This is a genomic window from Pseudoduganella lutea, from assembly GCF_004209755.1.
Taxonomy (GTDB): domain Bacteria; phylum Pseudomonadota; class Gammaproteobacteria; order Burkholderiales; family Burkholderiaceae_D; genus Rugamonas; species Rugamonas lutea.
Genome location: NZ_CP035913.1, coordinates 6,494,742 through 6,516,371, shown reverse-complemented (window position 1 = coordinate 6,516,371; position 21,630 = coordinate 6,494,742). Strand labels below are relative to the sequence as shown.

Below are 21,630 nucleotides of genomic sequence, written 5' to 3'. Positions count from 1 at the left end.
GCAAGGAAACGGCATGACAGGTCCATAATCGGCCCGATGGGCAGACATGCCCGACGATGGAGGCCGGTCATGAAATTCTTTCCGTCAGCGTTGTGGGGCAGGCTGCGCCGCCCTGCCCCCTGCAATCCGCCGCCGGCGGGGCGCGCTCCTGCCACTCCCCACCTGCTGGAATGGATACGTTCCGGCGCGCCCATGGCAGGCTGCGACCTGTCCGGCGCCGACCTGCGCGGCATCGTTCTCGATGGCGTGGACTTGTCCGGCGCGTTATTGGAACGGGCCGACATGCGCGGCGCAAGCCTGCGCGGCACGTTGCTGCGCCACGCGCTGCTGACTGGCGCGCTGCTCGACGGCGCAGATTGTTCGGGTGCCCAGTTCGACGGCGCCTGCCTCGACGCCAGCCGCGCGGAACATGCGCGGCTGTGCGGTGCGTCGCTGCGCGGTGTTCGCGCCAACGATGCCGGCTGGCCCGGCGCGGATCTCTCCGATGCGTGCCTCGATGAATTCGTGGCCGTGGGCATCACGCTCTCTCATGCCGTGCTCGATCGCAGCCGCGCAACAGCGATGGTGCTGCTCGACGCCCGCGCCGAGTCAAGCCGCTGGCGTGGCGCCCGGTGGGACAAGGTGCTCGCGCTGCGCGCGCATTTGCCCCGCGCGGATTTTCGCCAGACCCGCCTTCGCGCATGTGCCCTCAACGGCGCGGATCTTGGGGGAAGCACGTGGCAGTATGCGGAACTCGAAGCCCTGCAGGCGGCGGCCGGCACCGACTGGCATGGGGCAGTCTTGCGTGGCGTGCGCGCCGTCGACAGCAATTTCCATGGCGCCCGGCTGGCCGGTGCCGACTTGTCGGGCGGCCGTTTCGTGCGCACCGATTTCGGCTCCGCGGACCTGAGCGGCACCTCCCTTGATGGCGCACACTTCCCGTTCTGCAGCCTGATTGGCGCCCGCCTGCAGCAGGCACGTGCCAGCGGCGCCGATTTTGCCCGCAGCATATGCCGCCGCGGCGACTTTGCCGGCGCAGCCACCGAAGGCGCCCGCTTTGCATGGCCCGGCATTGCCACCGGTGACCTGTCGCTGGTGTCCCGGCTGGCCACCGGCGTGCCCTGTGCGGCGGGCCGCTAGTCCGCGTCGCGCAGGTCCACCAGCGGCACGCTGCCAAAGCGCGCGCCAAGTACATAGGCTGCCAGTCGCGCCCCCGCCGCGCCAGGATCTGCCAGGCCGCCATCGCGCTTCAATGCGAGGAAACGCTCGCGTGCCGGAAAGTCTTCTTCCCGCGTTGCGCGGATTTCTCCCTGCATCGCGGTATCGATGACCCCGGGAGCGATGCTGGCAATCGCCAGGTTGGCCACGCCGTCGTGCGCGATGGCGCGCGCATGCATGTCCAGCGCGGCCTTCGTGGCGCAGTACGTGCTCCAGCCGGCATAGGGCGCCCTGCCCGCACCGCTCGACACGTGGGCCACGCGGCGGTCGCCGCAGTGGGCGGTCGCTGCCACGAACGCATCGGTCAGCAGCAGGGCGGCCGTCACATTGACCGCAACGGCCAGTGCCAGGCGCGATGCGCCAAGCCCGCCGGGCGCGCCAACCGGCTGGACGACGCCGGCGTTATTCACGAGCAGCGCGCTGTTTGCGCCGGCCAGGAATGCCGCCAGTTCGCCCCCTGCAAGCCAGGCCGACAATGCAGCCGCATCGGCCAGGTCCAGCGCCACTTCATGCATGCCACGCAGGCCGTGCAACGCCGGGTTGCCATGGCGCGCGATGCCGAGTACTTCCACCCCCTGGTCCAGCAGGGCACGGACGATGCCCTCGCCCAATCCGCGGCTGTGGCCGGTAACGATCGCTTTCATGTGAGCTCTCCGCCTGGAAAGCTGCCATTGTAGCCACGCCGCCCGCACCGCGTCGACGATGGCGGGAGGCGCGTCCCCCCCGTTCAGCCCCCGTTCAGCCGCCTCGTGTCGAACGTCAGCGTTGCGCAGTGCAAGGTGATCCGCGAGCCCTGCGTGCCGCCGAGGAACTGGTGGACGACCCGCAGACCGAACGTTGCCACGGCCCGGTCGAAGGCAAGGATGTTCCGTTCGCCAACACGAAGCGGCGACTGGGTATGGTCGAACAAGCTCGCGCCGCCCGCAGCGACGACCTCGAGCTCGGCATAGTCTTCCGGCCGCGCACCCAGGCCGCGCAACAGCGCGGGTACGGCGTTGCTGACATAGCGAATGTCGAGACCGCTATCGCCCGCGGGCGCCTCCGCCAGCAGGCAGTGGGCCAGCGCACAACGCTTCTTGCGACGCCAGATGATGCCGATGCCGACACAGGACCCGAGCAGCGCCGTCAGCACCATGTCACCCGTGCCGACCGCGAACGCACCTGCCCACACGTGCCGGACATCGGTCTGCTGTGGTTGCATTGCATTGGCGGACATCGCCGGACGCGGGAGGGTGATTGCCATGGAATCCCAATCGGAAGGTTGTCATTGAACTACGCATGCCGGACATTGATTGGGTCGACACGTAATGATGCACTGGGGAAACCCATCTGTAAAGTTTTTTCCAACGCATGCGTGACATTTCAATCGTGCACGAACTTGGCATGCCTATTGCATAAACTCCTATATTCGCGGGAGGAAATCATTGTGCAGTTTTATAACGAAATGTTCGCACCAGACGGCGTTCGGCCCCACTATCGGGAATTCGACAGCTGGCTGGCCAGGCAGACAGCTGAATCACTTGAACGCAAGCGTATCGAGGCGGACCTGACCTTCCGCCGTGTCGGCATCACCTTTGCCGTGTATGGCGACGACGCGGGTACCGAACGGCTCATTCCGTTCGATGCGATCCCGCGCATCATCCCCGCCGCCGAGTGGGCGCACCTGCAACGTGGCCTCATCCAGCGCGTGCAGGCGCTCAATATGTTCATCCACGATATCTACCACGACCAGCACATCATCCGTGCCGGCGTGATCCCGGCGGACCAGATCTACCGCAATGCGCAATACCGTCCAGAAATGCAGGGGATCAGCGTTGCTTCGGATATTTATGCGCACATCGCCGGGGTCGATATCGTCCGCGCCGGTGAGGGCGAGTTCTATGTCCTCGAGGATAACCTGCGCGTGCCGTCAGGTGTCTCGTACATGCTGGAAGACCGCAAGATGATGATGCGGCTGTATCCCGAACTGTTCGCCCGGCATCGGGTCGCGCCCGTCGACCACTATCCGGACCTGCTGCTCGACAATCTCCGCTCGGTGGCCCCGCTGGGCGTCGTGGATCCGACGGTTGTCGTGATGACACCGGGCATGTACAACTCGGCCTACTTCGAGCACGCGTTCCTGGCACAGCAGATGGGTATCGAGCTGGTCGAGGGCAAGGATCTGTTTGTCAGCGACAACGCGGTGTACATGCGCACGACGCGTGGCCCGCGCCGTGTCGACGTGATCTATCGCCGCCTGGACGACGATTTCCTTGATCCGCTGGCATTCCGCGCCGATTCGTCGCTGGGCGTGCCGGGCTTGCTGTCGGTCTACCGCGCCGGACGCGTGACGCTGGCCAACGCGATCGGAACCGGCGTGGCGGACGACAAATCGATCTACCCCTATGTGCCGGAGATGATCCGTTTCTACCTGTCCGAACAGCCCGTGCTGAACAACGTGCCCACCTACCAGTGCAGGAAGAAGGAAGACCTCGCGTACACGTTGGCGAACTTGCCGGACCTGGTGGTGAAGGAGGTTCACGGCGCCGGCGGCTACGGCATGCTGGTGGGCCCGGCATCGACCAAGGCGTAGATCGAGGATTTCCGCGCGCGCCTGCTGGCCCGACCGGATGGCTACATCGCCCAGCCGACACTGGCCCTGTCGAACTGCCCGACGTTCGTCGCTTCCGGCGTGGCGCCGCGGCACATCGACCTGCGTCCGTTCGTCCTCTCGGGAAAGACCACCTCGATCGTACCCGGCGGGCTCACGCGCGTGGCTTTGAAGGAAGGCTCGCTCGTCGTCAACTCGTCGCAGGGCGGCGGCACGAAGGATACCTGGGTGCTGGAAAAATGAGGAGAACAAGATGCTGAGTCGCACTGCCGACCATTTGTACTGGATGGCCCGCTATACCGAGCGCGCCGAAAATACCGCGCGCATGCTGGACGTGAACGTACAGACTGCGTTGTTGCCGCAGTCGGAAGCGGATGCGCAGCAGGCGTGGCGCGCCATGCTCGGTATTTCGGAATTGCAGCAGGCCTATGACAGCCGCCATGCCGGCCTGGCGCCGGGCGACGTCATCGACTTCATGGTCCGCGACCCCGCGAACCCGTCGTCGATCGCCGCCTGCCTGAATGGCGCTCGCGAAAACGCCCGGGCCGTGCGCGGCACCCTCACGACCGAGGTATGGGAAGTGCAGAACCAGACCTGGCTGGACCTGCAGTTCAAGCTGCGCGACCGGCTGCATGAGCGTGATCCCGGTCAGTTCTTCGAGTGGGTGAAATACCGTTCGCACCTGGCGCGCGGCGTCACGATCGGCACCATGCTGCAGGACGAGGCGGTGCACTTCATTCGCCTCGGTACGTTCCTGGAACGCGCCGACAATACGGCGCGCATCCTGGACGTCAAGTACCACGGAGGCGGCGACGACAGCGGGCGGCGCGATTTCTACTACTGGGCAGCGCTCCTGCGTTCCGTGTCCGGCTTCGAGATCTACCGCAAGATGTACCGTGACGTGATCACCCGGAACGGGTGGCCGAAATGCTGATGCTGCGTGCGGACATGCCCCGCTCGCTGCTGGCCTGCATGGAAGCGCTCGTCAGCAATCTCGGCGAGGTGCGCAACGCCACGTCGGGCGAGACGGAGCGGCTGGCGGGCCAATTGCACGCGGAGCTGCGCTTCGCCCGCATCGAGGACATTCTGCAGCATGGCCTGCATGATTACCTGACCGGGTTCCTGCGCCGCATCTATGAACTGGGGAACCGCGTCAGCCGCGATTTCCTCGTCCCCCTGGCTGCCTGAGGAGATTCCATGCAACTGTCGATCCGCCATGAAACCCGCTACACCTACACCGAACCGCTGGCATATTCGATCCAGCAACTGCACCTGACGCCGCGAATCGAGTCGCAGCAGCGCGCGCTTCACTGGAAATTGCTGGCCCCCGGCCATCTGAACGCCTATACGGACGCTTATGGCAACCTGTCGCACATGCTGACGCTCGACCAGGGCCACGGCGCGCTCTCGATCGTGGCCGAGGGTGTCGTTGAAACCAGCGTGCCGTGGCAGGGCCGTATTGCCGCCAACGATTCCCTGTCGCCGCTCATCTACACGGTGCCGACGCGGCTGACGGCCGCGACGCCAGACATTACGGCGCTGGCTGCTGCGTGCCTGCCCGGCAGCCGCGCCGGCACGCGCGAGTTGATGAAGCTGGCCGAGCACATCTTTGGTGCAGTGCAGTATCAAAGCGGTGCGACCGAAGTAACGACGGCGGCCAGCGACGCGCTGACACTGGGTCGCGGCGTATGCCAGGACCATGCGCATATTTTTCTGGCTTGCTGCCATGCGCAAGGCATCCCGGCGCGCTATGTGTCGGGCTACATCGATCCGGAAGACACAGGCCATGCCGCCAGCCATGCGTGGGTGGATGCGTGGGTCAGCGACCCCGGCTACGAAGGCTGGCTCAGCATCGACGTGACCCATGCCCGATTGATGACGGATGCCTATTGCCGCATTGCCGTCGGCCGCGACTACGAAGCCGCTGCGCCGGTGCGTGGCGTGCGCCACGGCGGCGGCAAGGAGGCGCTCGATGTCGAAGTCCGCATCATCCAGCAGTAAGGGCAACGCCGCCTTTTCACGACAACGTTCTTCCCGCAGGGTGTTTCCATGACTTACTGTGTCGCCATGCGCCTGGACGCCGGCATCGTTTTTCTTTCCGACACGCGCACGAACGCCGGCGTCGACCAGATCGGCACCTTCCGCAAGATGAACGTGTTCGAGAACCCCGGCGATCGCACGATGGTGCTCATGACGGCCGGAAATCTGTCGATTTCCCAATCTGTGCTGCAGCTGCTGCATGACCACGTGGGCAGCAATGGCTTCACGATCTGGAGCGCACCGAACATGTATGAGGCCACCCGTATCGTGGGCGAGGCGGTGCGCGCGGTCCACCTGCGCGAGGCGCAGGCGCTGGCGCAGTTCAATATCGAGTTCAACGTTGCGCTGATTTTCGGCGGCCAGATCCGTGGCGAGACGTGCCGCCTGTTCCAGGTGTACTCGGCCGGCAATTTCATCGAGGCCCAGGATGAAAACCCGTACTTCCAGATCGGCGAAGCCAAATATGGCAAGCCGATCATCGACCGCGTCGTGAAGCCCGCCCTGTCGCTGGACGATGCGGTCAAGTGCGCACTGATCTCGATGGACTCCACGCTGCGCTCGAATATTTCGGTTGGCCTGCCGCTGGACCTGCTCGTGTACGAGAACGACAGCCTGGCCGTGACGCGCTTCGTGACCATCGATGAACGCAATCCCTATTTCCAGATGCTGCGCGGCACCTGGGGCGAACAACTGCGCCAGGTCTTCGAAGGGATCGAGGCGCCCCAATGGCAGGCCGTGCCCGCCGCCGCCGACCAACCGGTGCGGATGCCCCTGCCTGAAGCCGTGACGCCCGCGCTGACGCCCCCCGCGCCACAATCGCTGGCGCAGCAACCCGACATGCCCCGGCAGTAGGCACTGGACTTGCGCACGCTTCGGACTATGCTGAAGTAATCGGCGGCCCCGCCGGCGGGAGGCATATGCGGCAACAGGAATCCGGGAACAGCGAATCAGGCGCCCATGGGCAGTCGCCGGCGGACCCGGTGCCCGACGAGCGCGTGGCCTTCATGACGATCGTGCGTGCCAGGCGGCTCGCCGTGGCACGGCTCGCGGAAAACCTGCGGCGCCGTGACAGTTCGCTGACACTGCTGAGTGTGATCGCCAGCGCCGTGGCAGCGGTGCTGACGGCTGGCCCGGCCGTGGGCGGACCGGATCTGACTCGGGCATTGGGATCGGCCGGGCCGGATACGCCGAGCTGGCGGATACTGTGCGGTGTGGCCAGTATCTGCTCGCTGCTGGCGGCGGTGGCCACGAACTGGCATCGGCAGGGGGATGTGGCGAGCCGGCTGGCGCGCTGCCAGGCGGGCGCAGCGCGACTGGAGGCGCTGGAATTGCAGGTGGCGTTCCAGGGAACGCCGCTTGCCGATGCCACGGCGGAATACGGCAGGATCATCGGCGAATTGCCGCCGGTGACCGAACGTTGAGGCCAGAACTGCCGGCGCCAGCGCGCGCAGCCGGCGCGTGCGGAATGCTACTGCTCAGTGCTCCTGCTCACCGCCCCTGCTTGCGCAGGCTGTGCCAGATCCCCAGCAACACAGGCAAGCCCAGTGCGACGGCCGAGACGGCGTCCCACATGCCATCTCCCAGCAGGGCGGCAACCAGGCCGACCGTGGTCAGGATGCCAAGCAGGATCGGCACGCCCCACAAACGCAGGAATGCGGGACTCATCGCGTGTCTCCTCGGGCCAGCGCAGGAACACCAGCCACGTCGGCCGCGGCTTGCTGTTCGTCCGTGGCGCGCACCGGCACCGGAACGCCCCGCTTCAGCCACAGGTACAGCCCGCTGCCGAGCACGAAGATCGTCAGCACATCAAGCACGGCCCACAGGAACTGCAGCACCGGCCCGCCGTAGTCGCCGAAGTGCAGGGGTTGCGAGACGAGCAGCGCGGTCAGGTACCATGGCAAGTCCCGGCTGTCGGTCACTTCCGTGGTTTGGGCATCGACCAGCACCGGCTTGTACAGGCGGGACGTCAGCGGCGCATCGCCGTGCATGAACACGCCATAGTGGTGTTCGCTCGTATACGGCGTGCCCGGGAACGCGATGAAGCCCACCTTCATGCCCGGTTCCAGCGCCTGGGCACGTTTGACGGATGCTTCCACTGAACCGAATTGGGCGATCGGTGGCGCATTCCTGTACGGCGCGACCATCTCCGCCATCTCGGTCGACTGCCAGTACTTGAGCATCAGGTCGGCCCACGTGTTGATCATGCCGGTGCCGCCAACGACGAACAGCCACGTCAGCGTGACGATGCCGAGCAGGTTGTGCAGGTCGAGCCACTTGGTGCGGTTGGTGCGGGCCCGCCGCACCGTGCCGAACTCCAGCTTGCGCATGAATGGGGCATACAGCACCACGCCGGACACGATCGCCACCAGCAGCAACAGCCCCATCAGGCCGAGGAACAGTTTGCCCCACAGGCCGGCATACAGGTCCACGTGCAGGTGGAACATCACCGACATGAAGCTGCCCTCGAATTGTGGCGTGGGCAGCACCTCGGCGGTGCGCGCGTCGACCGCGGTGGCCTTGTAATTTTCATCCGTGCCATGGTCGCCCAGCGTCAGGTGCCACAGATTCGGCTCATCCGCTTCCTGGAACGCGTACATCATCTTCTTGCCCGGGTAGGCAGCCATGCCGGCGGCCACGATGGCATCCATGCTGGCTTTCGGGGTGCCCGCGGGCATGGGCTTCGCCTCCACCTCGGTACCGAGCAGATGACCGATTTCATGGTGGTAGATCAGCGGCAGCCCGGTTATGCAAAGGAGCAGCATGAAGACGGTGCAGACAAGGCTGCTCCACTTATGGATCCAGGCCCAGCGGCGAATGGCGACAGGTGTCATGGGAATACGAACAATACGGCAAAAGAAGACTGGAATGATAATGCAAACCGTTCTCATTTACCATAAAATCGGGATTTCTCTTTCGATTGCAATCCATGTTCATGCCAGCACACCCATTGACTCCCCTCGCCTGCGCGGCCGCCCTGCTGGCGGCCGGCACCACTCTTGCCCAGGACAGCATGCCAGCCGACACCCCAGCGCTGCAGACGGTCGTCATCAGCGCTTCGGCGGATGCGTCCGCCTCCGGCTTGTCGAAAGCCTATGCCGGCGGCCAGGTGGCACGCGGTGGACGCCTCGGCCTGCTCGGCAACGTGGACATGATGGATGCGCCGTTCAATGCCACCAGTTACACGCAGCAGCTCCTGCAGGATCAGCAATCGCGCAGCGTGGCCGACGTACTGCAGAACGACCCTGGCGTGCGGGTGACGCGCGGTTTCGGCAATTACCAGGAGATGTACATGATCCGCGGCTTCGCCGCGAATTCGGACGACCTCGCTTACAACGGCCTGTATGGGATTTTGCCGCGCCAGTACGTGGCCACCGAACTGCTCGAGCGGGTCGAGGTGTTTCGCGGCGCGAACGCGTTCCTGAACGGCGCCGCACCTGGCGGCGGCGGTATTGGCGGCTCGATCAACCTGCTGCCGAAACGTGCCGGCAACGCACCGGTCACGGCGCTGACGGTGGGCATCGAAACAGGCGGCCAGCGCTATGCCGCCGCCGATATCGGCCGCCGGTTCGGACCGGACAACCGCGCAGGCATCCGCGTCAACGCGGTACGCCGCGACGGTGACACGGCGATCGAAGGCGAAGGCCGCGAGCTCTCGCTGGCCAGCGTGGGCGTCGACTGGAATGGTGGACGCTACCGCTTGTCCGCCGACGCGGGGTACCAGGACCATCGCCTGGCGGCCGCGCGGCCGAGCGTGCGCGTCGGCGCCGGCCTGCCGGTCCCTGCCGCACCAGGCGGCGATCACAACTTTGCGCAGCCGTGGACGCACTCCAACGAACGCGACACGTTCGGCACGCTGCGCGGTGAACTCGACCTGGCGCCCGGCACCGTGGCCTGGGCAGCCTTGGGCGCCCGTTCGGGCAATGAATCGAATGTGCTGGGGGCCCCCACGGTGACCACCGCCAGCGGCGGCGCGACCGTCTACCGGTTCGATAACGAACGCGAGGATACGGTACGCACTGGCGAACTCGGTATCCGCACGGCACTGCGCACGGGCAGCATTGGCCACAGCATCAGCGCAACGGCAACGGGCTTCCACAGCGATTCACGCAACGCTTACGCGATGAGCGACTTCGGCGCAGGCGTGCTGCGCACGGACCTGTATGCACCGGTGGCGTTGCCGGCACCTGCGGCAACGTATTTCGTTGGCGGCAGGCTGGACGCTCCGCTGACGACCAGCAAGACGATCCTGTCGAGCTACGCGGTGGCGGACACGCTGGCGCTGGCGGACGACCGGGTGTTGTTCACGGTCGGGCTGCGCCACCAGCGCATCAAGGACTACAGCTACGACTACAACACCGGTGCGCAGAACGCCGCGTATGACATGAGCCGCAACACGCCCGTGGCCGCGGTCGTGTTCAAGCCGGTCAAGCACGTTTCGTTGTATGCAAACTATGTCGAAGGCTTGCAGAAGGGTCTGACCGCGAGTGGCGCCGGCGTGACCAATGTGGGCGAAACGTTCGCACCGACGGTGTCGCGGCAGAAGGAAATCGGCGTCAAGGTCGATACCGGCCGTGTCGGCTTCAGTGCCGCACTGTTCACGACCGGCCAGCCGCTGGCAGCGGTGGTGGAAGGCATCTACGGCCCGAGCGGCGAGCAGCGTAACCGCGGCCTCGAATTGTCGGTTTTCGGCCAGCCGCTGCGCGGCCTGCGCGTGCTCGGTGGCCTGACCCTGCTCGATGCGGCACAGCGCCGCACGACCGGTGGGCTGGCTGACGGCAACGAGCCGATCGGCGTGCCTCGCACGCAGCTGAACCTGAACGCGGACTGGGCCGTGCGGGGTGTGGCGGGCCTGGCGGTGGACGGCCGCGTGGCCTACACGTCGCGCCAACTCCTCGATGCCGCCAACCTGCAGCGCGTGCCGTCATGGACCCGGGCCGATATCGGACTGCGGTATGCCACGCGTATCGGCGAGCGGACGGTGACGCTGCGGGCGCGCGTCGACAATGTCTTCGATCGGAACTACTGGGCATCGGCTGGCGGAGCCTCCAATTCGGGCTACCTGGTACTGGGTACGCCGCGCACGCTGACGGTGTCCGGCACGCTTGACTTCTGACTGGACTTGCAATGCGGGCTGTGGTGAGATACGTCCTACCGTAGCCCGGAGCCAGACCGCATGGACGTCCTTACCACCGCATTGACCGCCGCGATCGCCGATGGGGGTACCGGCGCCGCGTACGAGATGCTGAAGTCGCGCCTGATGGGCAAGTCGCCCCGCGTGGATGAAGCCGTCGCCGATCTCGAGCAGGATCCCGGTTCGCTGTCGCGCCAGTTCGCAGTATCCGACGCGCTGGCTGCCGCCGGCCTGGCGGGCGACCGCTATCTGCGCGCTGCCGCGCGCAACCTGGTCGAGGAGGTTGACCGGCGCCGTGCACTGCGTGCCATGCCGGGCCCGGCAGACGCTGCGAATCACGCCGTGCTGCAAGTGTTTTTCGCCACCGACCGGCAGGTGACCGGTGACCGGCATCCGGCACGCCAGTTCGGCGCGGGCCGAGGGGAACTCAGCTATGGCAGTTGCGAGGTCAGCGTTCCGAGGGGCGGCCAGGAGGATGGGCCCGCGTTGCCGACCTTGCTGCGCCTGCAGGCCCGCGCCGATCCGGACGGGCATGCGATGCTGCTACGATCCGATGTCGTCCCGCGCGACCAGTATTTCCCCATGCTGGCCGACAGCATCGGCAAGGCCGCCGGCAGCGCATTGCTGTTCGTGCCCGGCTACCGCACCAGCTTCGAGGATGCGGCGCGGCGTACGGCGCAGATCGCCCATGGACTGCGCTTTGCCGGCGTGCCGATGTTCTACAGCTGGCCGTCGCAGGGTCGGCTGTCCGGCTACATGGTCGATGAAACCAATGTCGGTTGGTCGGAGCCTCGGCTGGCAGCTTTTCTCATCGAGTTCATCGAACAGGCCGCGCCGACAGAGGTGCTGCTGCTGGCGCACGGCATGGGCGCGCGTGCGCTGGCGGGAGCGACCATCGCCGCGCTCGCAGCCCGTCCCGACCTGGCCCCCCGGCTGCGCCACATTATCCTGGCCGCGCCGGATATCGACGCCGGCGCATTCCAGCGCGATATCGCACCCGCGCTGGTGGCGGCAGGTACGGTTGTGACGCTGTACGCGGCGTCCGGAGACGAAGCGCTACGCGCTGCCCATCAAACACGTGATGTTCCACGCGCGGGTGATAGTGGCGCAGTGCTGCTGCCCGTCGCCGGCGTGCAAACGATCGATGCCAGCGCCGCCGATACCAGTTTCACTGGCGCGCCGCAAACGGCACCGGGCCATTCCATATTGGCCGATATCCGGCAACTGATTGCCGGGCAGCCCGCAGCCGGGCGTTCGGGCTTGCAGGCAGTCGAGTCGCCCATTGGCCACCATTGGTCAATCAATCCCTAGGAGAGTGCCATGACGGTCCATGCAACAGCCTTCGACGATGCGGTTTTTTCCGTCGACGACCTGGTCGAGCGGATGGGCGGCAATGCGCATGCCGAAGCGAAAGTGGTGCGCCGCGTACGCGAGTGCATCGGCAACGGCATCGAACCGTTGAACCTGGCGGGCGACGCCGTGCAGCAGGCGCGCTTCATGGAAGCACGGCGTATCCTGCACAATCTGCGCAGCGACATCAGCGAACTGGGTGCCAGCCGCTTCATCGGCGCGTGCCTGGCGCTGGAACTGGCGCTGGCCGAGGGCCGCGTCGTGGAGATACCACTGCTGTTTACCGCGGCCGAGACGGAGCTGCGGCTCGTCATGGAACATGCCGGCGCCTGGCTCGACCAGCACGCCGGTCGGGCGACCCAGCGCAGCTGAGTTGCCTGCAGCCTTGCAATGGCCGTGCAGAGCACGCCGGTCCAAGCGACAGCGTCGCATCGCGCCCTTTGTACCGACACTGATGGGATCACCGGTAGCGACGCTTGGCAACGTGTCTGGCGACACGGACGGGGACCAGTTCGCCAGCGGGCTGGACTGTACTAACGTCTCGTTACAATTGTTACCCCGCCTGCGGACTCTGCGCGTGCTTTTCCGTAAAGACAACATGCTAAGATCGACATCGATCCAGCCTTGATTATCGGGAGGCCGGCCCGTCGTGGAGATGCTTCGCGGCGTCCGTGCGCCCTTGCTCGACAGTTCGGCAGTATCATTGGCGCCATTGCAACTGCGGCACGCAAATTACGACCTTCTGCGCGGCGGCCAATGCGCAGTGCGGACTTGGATAAGGCAAGAAAAAAAATATGGAATTATTCAACAAGTCGGGAGCGCTGATCGCATCGGTCCTCGTCATGGTCGGCGCGTTGATCGCGTGCCAGGCCAAGGAAGGAACGGTTCCTCCAGCCTCCGAGATCGAGGCCGTCGCGCAGCGCCTCGGTGCCCACGGCGGGGCGGCTGCTGAACGACGCCTGCGTGAATGGGCCGAGCAAGGCTCGGTAGTGGCCAAGCGCGAACTCGGCATGCTGTACCAGAACAAGACCCCGCAGCGTGGCGAAGCAATGCGGCTGTTCGAAGAGGCGGCACGCGCTGGCGACGCGGAATCGGCGTTCCAGCTCGCCGAAATGTACCACCGCGCCGCTGACGGCACCGGCCACGAGCCGGAAAAGGCGTGGCCGCTGTATGTGCAGGCGGCCGAGCACAGGCATCCGAAGGCAACGTTACGCCTGGCATCGCTGGCGCGGAACGGCAGCGACGAAGCGGCACGCTGGCTTGCTGGCGCCGGGTTGAAATGACCCGCCCTCTGCCATTGGCGGCATATCCCGCCAATGGCAGAGGGCGGCAGCACCCGGATGCATTACAGTAAGCGCAACAAGGCCGAATGGCCGTTGTGTTTAACGCCTTTAACATCACTTAACTTGCCTTCTCCGCATTGCAGTTCCATCATGAATGCATGAGAAGCAACAGCCGTTCGCTGTTGCGGAACAGGAGAATACAATGCAAGTCAACCAGCCTTCCGTCCATATCATGCACGCCGATGCCGTCATGGCGGCCGGCATCCATGCCTTGCTCAACGAGCGCAACGAGTTTCACCTGACGCGGCAGGACCGCCAGCCGCAGGGCCAGGCACACGCCCGCGTTATCATTGCCGATTACGATAGCGGTATCACGCTGGCCAGGCAATTGTCACCGGACCGTTTCAGTGCCGCGCCGCGCGTGCTGATCATGACGCAACTCGACAAGGAATGGCAGGTACGCACGGCAATGGACAGCGGTGTGCATGGCTACCTGCTGCAGTGTTGTTCGGCGGACGAACTGTTGCGCGCAGTGCGGCAATTGAGCCAGGGGATGCGCTACATGGCGGAAGCGGTAACACGCTGCGTGGCGGACAGCTTGAGCCGAGAATCGCTGACGGGCCGGGAAACCGACGTGCTGCAATTGCTTGCCCGGGGCTGCTGCAACAAATCGATCGCGCGCGAACTGGGCATCGGCGTGGGCACCGTCAAGACGCACGTCAAAGGATTGATGAGCAAGCTCGACGCAACTGCGCGCACCCACGCCGTGGTGGTCGCCGCGCAGCGTGGTCTGATCGGTAGCGGAAGCCGCATTGCGCTGACCCTGCCCGGACGCCCACCTCGTACCGGTGCCTCAATGCAATAACCATGTTCATGATGGCAGGCTTCGTTGAGGGCGATCAACGAGCCTGCCCGGCAATTTCCTACGCTGGCATTTCAGCCTGCAATGGAGACCGTCATGCCGAATTGTTTGTTCCACGCCCTCTCATCCACGACACCTATCCGCAGGGCGATCACTGCCCTGCCCCTGCTGCTGGCACTCGGGGCCTGCAGCCGCCCGCTGCCAGCGGACGAGCTGATGGCCGATGCGCGCCGTTTCCGTGACCAGGGGGATGCGAAGGCGGCCATCATCCAGCTCAAGAACGTCGTGCAGCAACAACCGGAGCACGTGCCGGCGCGGTTGATGCTGGGCCAGATATACCTCGATACCGGCGACATGGCCTCCGCTGAAAAGGAATTGCGACGGGCCCGCGACCTTGGCGCGCGAGCCGACGCCGTGCAGCCTGCGCTTGGCAAGTCGCTGCTGTCGCAGGGCCAGTTCCAGCGCGTGCTGGACGAGTTTCCGGAAGACCAAGGGAATGCAGAATCGTTGACCTTGCGGGCCCAGGCGCTGCTTGCCCTGAACCGGCTTGACGAAGCCCGTTCACTCTTCGAGCGCGCCCTGCATGTGAAACCGAACTTCGCCGATGCCACGCTCGGCCTGGCGAAGCTGGCGCTCATCGGCGAAAAGCCCGATCAGGCACAGCAGCTGGTGGAACTGGCGATCGCACAGGATCCGAACAGCGTCGAATCGCTGCGCCTGAAAGGCGACCTGCAGCGTGCCGACGATGACATCGCAGCCGCGCGCAAGACTTATGAGCGCATTCTCGAAGTCAAGCCGAACAATGTGCAGGCCCACCTTGATCTCGCCAACCTGGCAATCCAGGAAGATCGCCTTGACGACGCGCGCCAGCAAATCAAGCTGGCCCGCAAGGCGCAGCCGAAGAACCTGATGATCTCCTACTCCCAGGCCTTGCTTGATTTTCGCGAAAAGCGCTACAAGTCCGCCCTGGAGCAGGTGCAGCAGGTGCTGCGCGCAGCACCCGAGCACATGCCCAGCGTGCTGCTGGCTGGCGCCGTATCGGTGGTCACAGGCTCGGATACCCGGGCCGAGCAATATTTGAATCAGTTCTTGCAAGAAAATCCCAACCATGCTTATACGACAAAGTTGCTGGCAACTGTCGCGCTGCGTGGTGGTAAACGGGATGAGGCGCTCAAGATGATGCGCACCGCACTCAAGGGGGCACCGAACGATGCCGACCTGCTGGCGCTGGCGGGTGAAGCAGAGATGCAGGCCCATAATTTTGCACAGTCGGCCAACTACTTTGAAAAGGCGAGCGAACTCAAGCCCGAGCGCGCCGAGCTGCGCCTTGGCCATGGCCTCAGCCTGCTGCAGATGGGTCACGGTGCAAAAGCGATCACTGAACTGGAACGCGCGGCTGAAGGGGGCAGCGGCCCGGAACGGGCCAGCACCCTGCTGGTACTGAGCCACCTGCGTGACAAACAGTTTGACAAGGCCTTGAGCGTGGTCGACGCGCTGCTCAATCAAGGCGACAGTGCGAGGCTGCAGAATCTGCGCGCCGGCGTGCTGCTGGGCAGTGGCGATCTCGACGGCGCACGTGCCGGCTTTGCCAAGGCGCTCGCGCTGGATCCGATGTACCTGCCCGCCCTGGACAACCTGGCCAATCTCGACATTGTGGAGAAAAAGCCGGACGATGCCCGCAAGCGCTACGAGGCGGCACTCGCGCTTGACAGGAAAAGCGTGGCATTGATGACCGCCCTCGCCAGGCTGCAGGCAAGGGTGGGCAAGCCGGCCGACGCCACGCGCTGGCTGGAACAGGCCACCAGGGAAAATCCGAACGACAAGGAGTCGGCCCAGCTACTCGCGGACTTCTAACTCGGCTGCAGCGAGTCGACCCGGATCTGGCTGGCCTCGCGCTCGAAGAACGCCGCCGCGTCCGTCACGCGCACGCCGCCGAGTGCGCAGTCGAGCAGTTCGCGCACCGGATAGGCACCGTTGCGCCGGTCGCTGACGGAAATGACCAGCTCGTTCGCGCCATGGCGACGGGCCAGCGTGAGCAGGGATTCGCCGGGTTTCAGCACCTTGGCGACCGGCACGCAACGCTCTTCATCCGGCATCGGCACGCAGCCGACGACCTCGAAACGCCGCGGCCCATCGCGCGTGGCGGCCAGCTCGAGACACTCGCGGGCCAGAGCGCCAGCGCCGATAAGGATCAGTCGCTCCACCAGGATATCGGATTGCGCCGAGGTGAACAGCAGCACCCGCGTCATCATCACGCAGGCACCACCGAACAGGAAGGCAAGGCTCGTGGCACGCCCCAGGTCGATCGCAGGCATGACTTCCATCAGGGCGGACACCAGCACGAAGCCCACCAGGAAGGCAGGAGGAACGCGGGCCAATGCACCGCGCAGGTCTTCGCGCAATTGCTGCTGGTAGAGCCCGAGTGCACTCATGGCGAACACATTGACGAGCGCGAACAGCGTCCCGGTCAGGTAGGTATCGGCGCTGCCGCGCGGCGCGCTGCTCCAGAGCAGCGCCGTCGCACTGGCGGCGGCATGCAGGATCAGCATTTCAAACAGCAGCAGGATAAAACCGGTTCGCGAGACGTAATGGTTGAAGATCCGGATCACAGTGGGGGCTCCCTCGCCCGTCCGGTGGGCGCAACCGCCATCACGCTGCGGATGGCTCAGCCATGATGCCGGACCCCTGCCCATCAGTCGTTGAGAACGCGCAAAACGGGCCGAGGCATGACGCGTGTTTGCAAATGGTCTATAGTCTTGTTCTTTCTTGAAAAATACCTTCCTCACCATGAAATTTGACGTAGCCATCGTCGGCAGCGGGCTGGCCGGCCTGTCGGTCGCCCTGCACCTGGCCGAAACGCGCCGGGTTGCCATCGTTTCCAAGCGCGAGCTGCTGGACGGGGCCAGCAACTGGGCCCAGGGCGGGATTGCCGCGGTCCTGGATTCCGGCGACAGCCACGCGGAGCATATCGACGACACACTGGTTGCCGGTGCCGGCCTGTGCGACGAAGGTGCCACGCGCTACATCGTCGAGCATGGCCGGGAAGCGATTGAATGGCTCATCGCCCAGGGCGTGCCTTTTACGCGCGACACGTCGGCGGAACTGGGATTCCACCTGACGCGTGAAGGTGGCCACAGCCAGCGCCGCATCATCCACGCGGCGGACGCTACCGGCCACGCGGTGCAGGTCACGCTGGAAGAGAAGGTGCGCGCCCACCCGAACATCAGCCTGTTCGAGCACCACTGCGCGATCGACCTGATCACGTCCGACAAGCTCGGGCCCCGCCCTTCGCACGGCAATGCGCAACCCAAGTGCCACGGCCTGTATGTGCAGGATGTGCGCAGCGGCGAGGTGCACACAGTCGCGGCGGAACACACGGTGATGTGCACCGGCGGTGCGGGCAAGGTCTACCTGTACACCACCAACCCCGACACGGCCAGCGGTGACGGCATCGCGATGGCATGGCGTGCCGGCTGCCGCGTCGCCAACATGGAATTCATCCAGTTCCACCCGACCTGCCTGTATCACCCGTATGCGAAATCGTTCCTGATCACGGAAGCGATGCGCGGCGAAGGCGGCCTGTTGAAGCTGCCGCCGGAAGCGGCAGCGGCAGCGGGCCAGCGCTTCATGCTGGCACACGATCCCCGCGCCGAGCTGGCGCCGCGCGACGTGGTGGCGCGCGCGATCGACTTCGAGATCAAGAAGCGGGGCCTGGATTATGTGCACCTCGACATGACCCACAAGCCAGCCGAGTTCCTGATCGAGCACTTCCCCACCATTTACGCGCGCTGCCTGGAACTGGGCATCGACATCACGAAGCAGCCGATTCCCGTCGTGCCGGCCGCCCACTACACGTGCGGCGGCGTCGTCACCGACATGATGGGCCGCACCGACCTGCCCGGCCTGTATGCCGTCGGCGAAACCGGGTACACGGGCCTGCACGGCGCCAACCGGCTCGCCAGCAACTCGCTGCTCGAATGCGTCGTCATCGGCCGCGCCTGTGCGCAGGACATCCTGTCGAAGGAAAAGAATGGCACGCCCTACCTGCCCGACTGGGACGAAAGCCGCGTCACGGACGCCGACGAGGAAGTGGTCATCGCCCACAACTGGGACGAGCTGCGCCGCTCCATGTGGAACTACGTGGGCATCGTGCGCACCACCAAGCGCCTGGAGCGCGCCCAGCACCGCATCGCGTTGCTGAAGGAGGAAATCGACGAGTATTACCGCAACTTCCGCATCACGGCCGACCTGCTGGAACTGCGCAATCTCGTTGACGTGGCCGCGCTGATCGTCAATAGCGCGCTGCAGCGGCGCGAGAGCCGCGGCCTGCATTTCTCGCGGGATTATCCGGAAACGCTGCCGAAGGCCCTGCCGACGATCCTCACGCCGAATCGCCGATGACCGACATCCTGCGCCGCGCCACGCAGGATGACGTTCCTGCGCTCGAAGCGCTGATCGCCCGCTCCGGTATCGCACTCAGTGCAGGGTTCTACACGGAAGAACAGGCGCAGGCGGTCACGCACCACATCTTCGGGGTCGATACCCAGTTGATCAGGGATGGCACCTACTTCCTCATCGAGCACGATGGCAAGCCGGTGGCCTGCGGGGGTTGGAGCAGGCGCGCCACGCTGTTCGGTGCCGACCGCGCAAAAGCCGCCGCCGACCCGCTGCTAGATCCGGCCACGCAGGCCGGTCGCATTCGCGCATTCTTCGTCGAACCATCGATGCCGCGCCAGGGCCTGGGCACCAGGCTGCTCCGGCACTGCGAAGCCGAAGCGGCGCAGGCAGGCTTTCGTGCGCTTGAAATGGCAGCCACCCTGCCCGGCGTTCCGCTGTATCGGTCCGCCGGCTATGTCACGGTTGAGGAATTCGCGCTTTCGCTTCCCGGCGGCGTGAGTGTGCCGCTTGCGCGAATGCACAAGCGGCTGGCGTGATCACCCGAAGGTGAGCGCCAGGCGCCGACGGCTCCGCATGGGCGCTGATCATCAGCGCTGATTGAATCCCTTGCCCTCGGCAGCAAGGCGCGCCAGCAAGGGCGCAGGCTGCCAGGCATCGCCATGCCTGCCTGCGGCGAAGCGTTCGATCGCGGCCAGCACGGCCGGCAGGCCCACCGTGTCCGCATGGAACATGGGCCCCCCGCGGAACAGCGGGAAGCCGTAACCGGTCAGGTACACCATGTCGATGTCGGAAGCACGCAGCGCGATTCCTTCTTCAAGAATCCGCGCGCCTTCGTTGACCAGCGCATACACGAGTCGCTCGACGATCTCGGCATCACCGATCTGGCGCCGCTCGATGCCGAGTTCCCGCGAATGCGTCGTGATGAGTTCCTCCACTTCGGCGCTCGGCTGCGGCGTACGGTCTCCCGGCCGGTAGTCATACCAGCCCGCGCCGCTCTTCTGGCCGAACCGGCCGATCTCGCACAGCAGGTCGGCCGTCTTCGAATACGCGAAGTCGGGGCGTTCGGCGGCGCGGCGCTTGCGGATCGCCCAGCCGATGTCGTTGCCGGCCAGGTCGCTCATCCGGAATGGCCCCATCGCAAAGCCGAACCGTTCCAGCGCGCCATCCACCTGGGCCGGGGTGCACCCTTCGTCGAGCAGGAAACCGGCCTGTCGCACGTATTGCTCGATCATGCGGTTGCCGATGAAGCCATCGCAGACGCCGGAGACCACGCCGGTCTTCTTCAATCTTTTCGCGAGGGCCAGCACGGTGGCCAGCACGTCGCTGCCGGTCGCGTGCCCGCGCACGATTTCCAGCAGCTTCATCACGTGCGCGGGGCTGAAGAAATGCGTGCCGATCACGTCCTGCGGCCGCCCCGTGGCAGCGGCGAGGCGGTCCACGTCCAGCGTCGACGTGTTGGTCGCCAGGATCGCACCCGGTTTCATCACATCGTCGAGTTGCCGGAACACGGCCTCCTTCACGTCCATGTCCTCGAAGACCGCCTCGACGACGATGTCCGCCGCGGCAATGTCCGCGAAGTTCACCGTGCCCGCGACGAGCGCCATGCGCTGCGCCACCAACGCCGGCGCCAGCTTGCCCTTTGCGGCGGCGCCTTCGTAATGGGCGCGGATCGCCGTCATACCCTTGTCGAGGGCCTCGGTCGAAGACTCGACCAGCGTGACCGGGATACCCGCCTTGGCGAAGGCCATCGCGATCCCCCCGCCCATCGTGCCGGCGCCGACCACCGCGGCGCGCTCGACGGGACGGCGCGGTGTGTCGGCCGAGATGCCCGGCACTTTCGCCGCCTCGCGCTCGGCAAAGAAGGCATGCCGCAGCGCCCGCGATTCAGGTGTCCGGATCAGGTGCATGAACCGTTCACGTTCGAACGCCAGGCCCTGTTCGAACGGCATGGTGACCGCCGCCGCCACCGTCTCCACGCACTCGAGTGGTGCGGGGAATGGCCCGGCCGCCGCCGCGACCTGCGTCCGCGCCGCCTGCAGGAATGCCCCGGCATCGGCGTGGCCGGCCTGCCGGTCGCGCACCTTCGGCAGCGGCCGCGCATCCCCGATGCTTTCCGCAAACGCCACCGCGGCCGCCACCAGGTCCGTGCCGGCGGCGAACACCTCGTCGAACAGCGCCGGCAGCTTTTCCGACAGCACCGGATTGCCCGACACGATCATGTCCAGCGCCGGCTCCAGCCCGAGCGCGCGGGGCAGTCGCTGCGTGCCGCCGGCGCCCGGCAACAGGCCGAGCTTTACTTCCGGCAGCGCCACCTGGGCACCGGGCAACGCCACGCGGTAGTGGCACCCCAGCGCCAGTTCCAGCCCACCGCCCATGCACACGCCATGGATCGCCGCCACCACCGGCTTGACCGATTCCTCGGCGGTGCGGATCAGCGTGTGCAGCGTTGGTTCCGTCAACGCCTTCGGCGAATTGAATTCGCGAATGTCCGCGCCGCCCGAGAACACCTTGCCGGCGCCGGTCAGGACAATGGCCTTCACCTGCGGGTCCTGCTGGGCGCGGCGGATGCCGTCGACGGCGGCGGAACGCGTCGCAAGGCCGAGGCCATTGACGGGCGGGTTGTTGAACGTGATGACGGCCACGGCGCCGTGCAGGGCATATTCCACACTCATGTCTCGGTTCCTCTTCTGCGGGATGGGTCCGGGCACTATACCCGCTATCGTCCGACCGTGCTATTTGCCGATGCCGCGTCCGCTGGTATTTCCCGCGCTGGGGTAAA

At 65.6% G+C, this 21,630-nt stretch carries 19 protein-coding genes and 2 pseudogenes; 15 read left to right on the top strand and 6 right to left on the bottom strand.

Annotated features, from left to right (window positions below; translation table 11 throughout):
• The first annotated feature begins 69 nt into the window (after positions 1-69).
• A complete protein-coding gene (locus tag EWM63_RS27445; protein WP_165390958.1) occupies positions 70-1,119 on the top strand; it encodes a pentapeptide repeat-containing protein in 1,050 nt (349 codons plus the stop codon).
• Here the strand turns inward: EWM63_RS27445 and EWM63_RS27440 are convergent.
• Complete coding sequence (locus tag EWM63_RS27440) at positions 1,116-1,841, bottom strand: SDR family NAD(P)-dependent oxidoreductase (RefSeq protein ID WP_130189359.1); 726 nt, start codon at positions 1,839-1,841, stop codon at positions 1,116-1,118. The genes EWM63_RS27445 and EWM63_RS27440 overlap by 4 nt on opposite strands.
• An 83-nt stretch (positions 1,842-1,924) precedes the next feature.
• Positions 1,925-2,440 (bottom strand): chemotaxis protein CheD, encoded by a 516-nt coding sequence (locus tag EWM63_RS27435; protein WP_130189358.1) that lies wholly within the window; start codon positions 2,438-2,440, stop codon positions 1,925-1,927.
• A 201-nt stretch (positions 2,441-2,641) separates the two neighbouring features.
• On the opposite strand from EWM63_RS27435, the pseudogene EWM63_RS27430 reads away from it, so the two are divergent.
• From EWM63_RS27430 to EWM63_RS27410, 5 genes and pseudogenes are all read left to right on the top strand, one after another.
• Positions 2,642-4,030: pseudogene (locus EWM63_RS27430) on the top strand (circularly permuted type 2 ATP-grasp protein).
• Positions 4,031-4,040: 10 nt separating this feature from the next.
• Positions 4,041-4,975, top strand: a pseudogene (locus EWM63_RS27425) (alpha-E domain-containing protein).
• A gap of 9 nt (positions 4,976-4,984) precedes the next feature.
• The gene (locus EWM63_RS27420) at positions 4,985-5,788 is read left to right on the top strand and encodes a transglutaminase family protein (protein ID WP_130189357.1); all 804 of its coding nucleotides are present in this window, start codon (positions 4,985-4,987) and stop codon (positions 5,786-5,788) included.
• 48 nt (positions 5,789-5,836) lie between these two features.
• Complete coding sequence (locus tag EWM63_RS27415) at positions 5,837-6,679, top strand: proteasome-type protease (RefSeq protein WP_130189356.1); 843 nt, start codon at positions 5,837-5,839, stop codon at positions 6,677-6,679.
• Between the two features lie 65 nt (positions 6,680-6,744).
• Positions 6,745-7,248, top strand: a complete 504-nt coding sequence (locus EWM63_RS27410; protein WP_130189355.1) for a hypothetical protein — start codon at positions 6,745-6,747, stop codon at positions 7,246-7,248.
• Positions 7,249-7,315: 67 nt separating this feature from the next.
• Here EWM63_RS27410 and EWM63_RS31915 read toward each other — a convergent pair whose 3' ends face one another.
• Complete coding sequence (locus EWM63_RS31915; RefSeq protein ID WP_165390957.1) at positions 7,316-7,492, bottom strand: hypothetical protein; 177 nt, start codon at positions 7,490-7,492, stop codon at positions 7,316-7,318.
• Positions 7,489-8,589, bottom strand: a complete 1,101-nt coding sequence (locus EWM63_RS27405) for a PepSY-associated TM helix domain-containing protein (RefSeq protein WP_229487531.1) — start codon at positions 8,587-8,589, stop codon at positions 7,489-7,491. The genes EWM63_RS31915 and EWM63_RS27405 overlap by 4 nt, the downstream gene beginning before the upstream one ends.
• Here EWM63_RS27405 and EWM63_RS32610 point away from each other — a divergent pair.
• From EWM63_RS32610 to prsT, 7 genes are all read left to right on the top strand, one after another.
• On the top strand, positions 8,533-8,724 hold the full coding sequence (locus EWM63_RS32610) for a hypothetical protein (RefSeq protein ID WP_229488007.1): 192 nt from the start codon (positions 8,533-8,535) through the stop codon (positions 8,722-8,724). The two genes, EWM63_RS27405 and EWM63_RS32610, sit on opposite strands and share 57 nt — an antisense overlap.
• A gap of 29 nt (positions 8,725-8,753) precedes the next feature.
• Positions 8,754-10,940, top strand: coding sequence for a TonB-dependent receptor (locus EWM63_RS27400; RefSeq protein ID WP_130189353.1), 2,187 nt, complete (start codon positions 8,754-8,756; stop codon positions 10,938-10,940).
• A gap of 60 nt (positions 10,941-11,000) precedes the next feature.
• The gene (locus tag EWM63_RS27395; RefSeq protein WP_130189352.1) at positions 11,001-12,269 is read left to right on the top strand and encodes an alpha/beta hydrolase; all 1,269 of its coding nucleotides are present in this window, start codon (positions 11,001-11,003) and stop codon (positions 12,267-12,269) included.
• Between the two features lie 9 nt (positions 12,270-12,278).
• The gene (locus tag EWM63_RS27390) at positions 12,279-12,680 is read left to right on the top strand and encodes an Hpt domain-containing protein (protein WP_130189351.1); all 402 of its coding nucleotides are present in this window, start codon (positions 12,279-12,281) and stop codon (positions 12,678-12,680) included.
• Between the two features lie 422 nt (positions 12,681-13,102).
• On the top strand, positions 13,103-13,591 hold the full coding sequence (locus EWM63_RS32145) for an SEL1-like repeat protein (protein ID WP_207221167.1): 489 nt from the start codon (positions 13,103-13,105) through the stop codon (positions 13,589-13,591).
• A gap of 232 nt (positions 13,592-13,823) precedes the next feature.
• The gene (locus tag EWM63_RS27380; protein WP_130189350.1) at positions 13,824-14,456 is read left to right on the top strand and encodes a LuxR C-terminal-related transcriptional regulator; all 633 of its coding nucleotides are present in this window, start codon (positions 13,824-13,826) and stop codon (positions 14,454-14,456) included.
• 93 nt (positions 14,457-14,549) lie between these two features.
• Complete coding sequence (prsT, locus tag EWM63_RS27375) at positions 14,550-16,307, top strand: XrtA/PEP-CTERM system TPR-repeat protein PrsT (RefSeq protein ID WP_165390956.1); 1,758 nt, start codon at positions 14,550-14,552, stop codon at positions 16,305-16,307.
• On the opposite strand, the gene EWM63_RS27370 is transcribed toward prsT, so the two are convergent.
• Positions 16,304-17,062, bottom strand: a complete 759-nt coding sequence (locus tag EWM63_RS27370; protein WP_130189348.1) for a nucleoside-diphosphate sugar epimerase/dehydratase — start codon at positions 17,060-17,062, stop codon at positions 16,304-16,306. The two genes, prsT and EWM63_RS27370, sit on opposite strands and share 4 nt — an antisense overlap.
• A 178-nt stretch (positions 17,063-17,240) precedes the next feature.
• On the opposite strand from EWM63_RS27370, the gene nadB reads away from it, so the two are divergent.
• Together nadB and EWM63_RS27360 are read left to right on the top strand one after the other, a co-directional pair.
• Positions 17,241-18,854, top strand: a complete 1,614-nt coding sequence (gene nadB, locus EWM63_RS27365; RefSeq protein WP_130189347.1) for an L-aspartate oxidase — start codon at positions 17,241-17,243, stop codon at positions 18,852-18,854.
• Complete coding sequence (locus tag EWM63_RS27360) at positions 18,851-19,387, top strand: GNAT family N-acetyltransferase (protein ID WP_130189346.1); 537 nt, start codon at positions 18,851-18,853, stop codon at positions 19,385-19,387. Before nadB ends, EWM63_RS27360 begins: the two co-directional genes overlap by 4 nt.
• Positions 19,388-19,438: 51 nt before the next feature.
• Here the strand turns inward: EWM63_RS27360 and EWM63_RS27355 are convergent, their stop codons facing one another.
• Positions 19,439-21,523: a 3-hydroxyacyl-CoA dehydrogenase NAD-binding domain-containing protein gene (locus EWM63_RS27355; RefSeq protein WP_130189345.1), complete on the bottom strand. Its 2,085-nt coding sequence runs from the start codon at positions 21,521-21,523 to the stop codon at positions 19,439-19,441.
• Positions 21,524-21,630 lie beyond the last annotated feature (107 nt).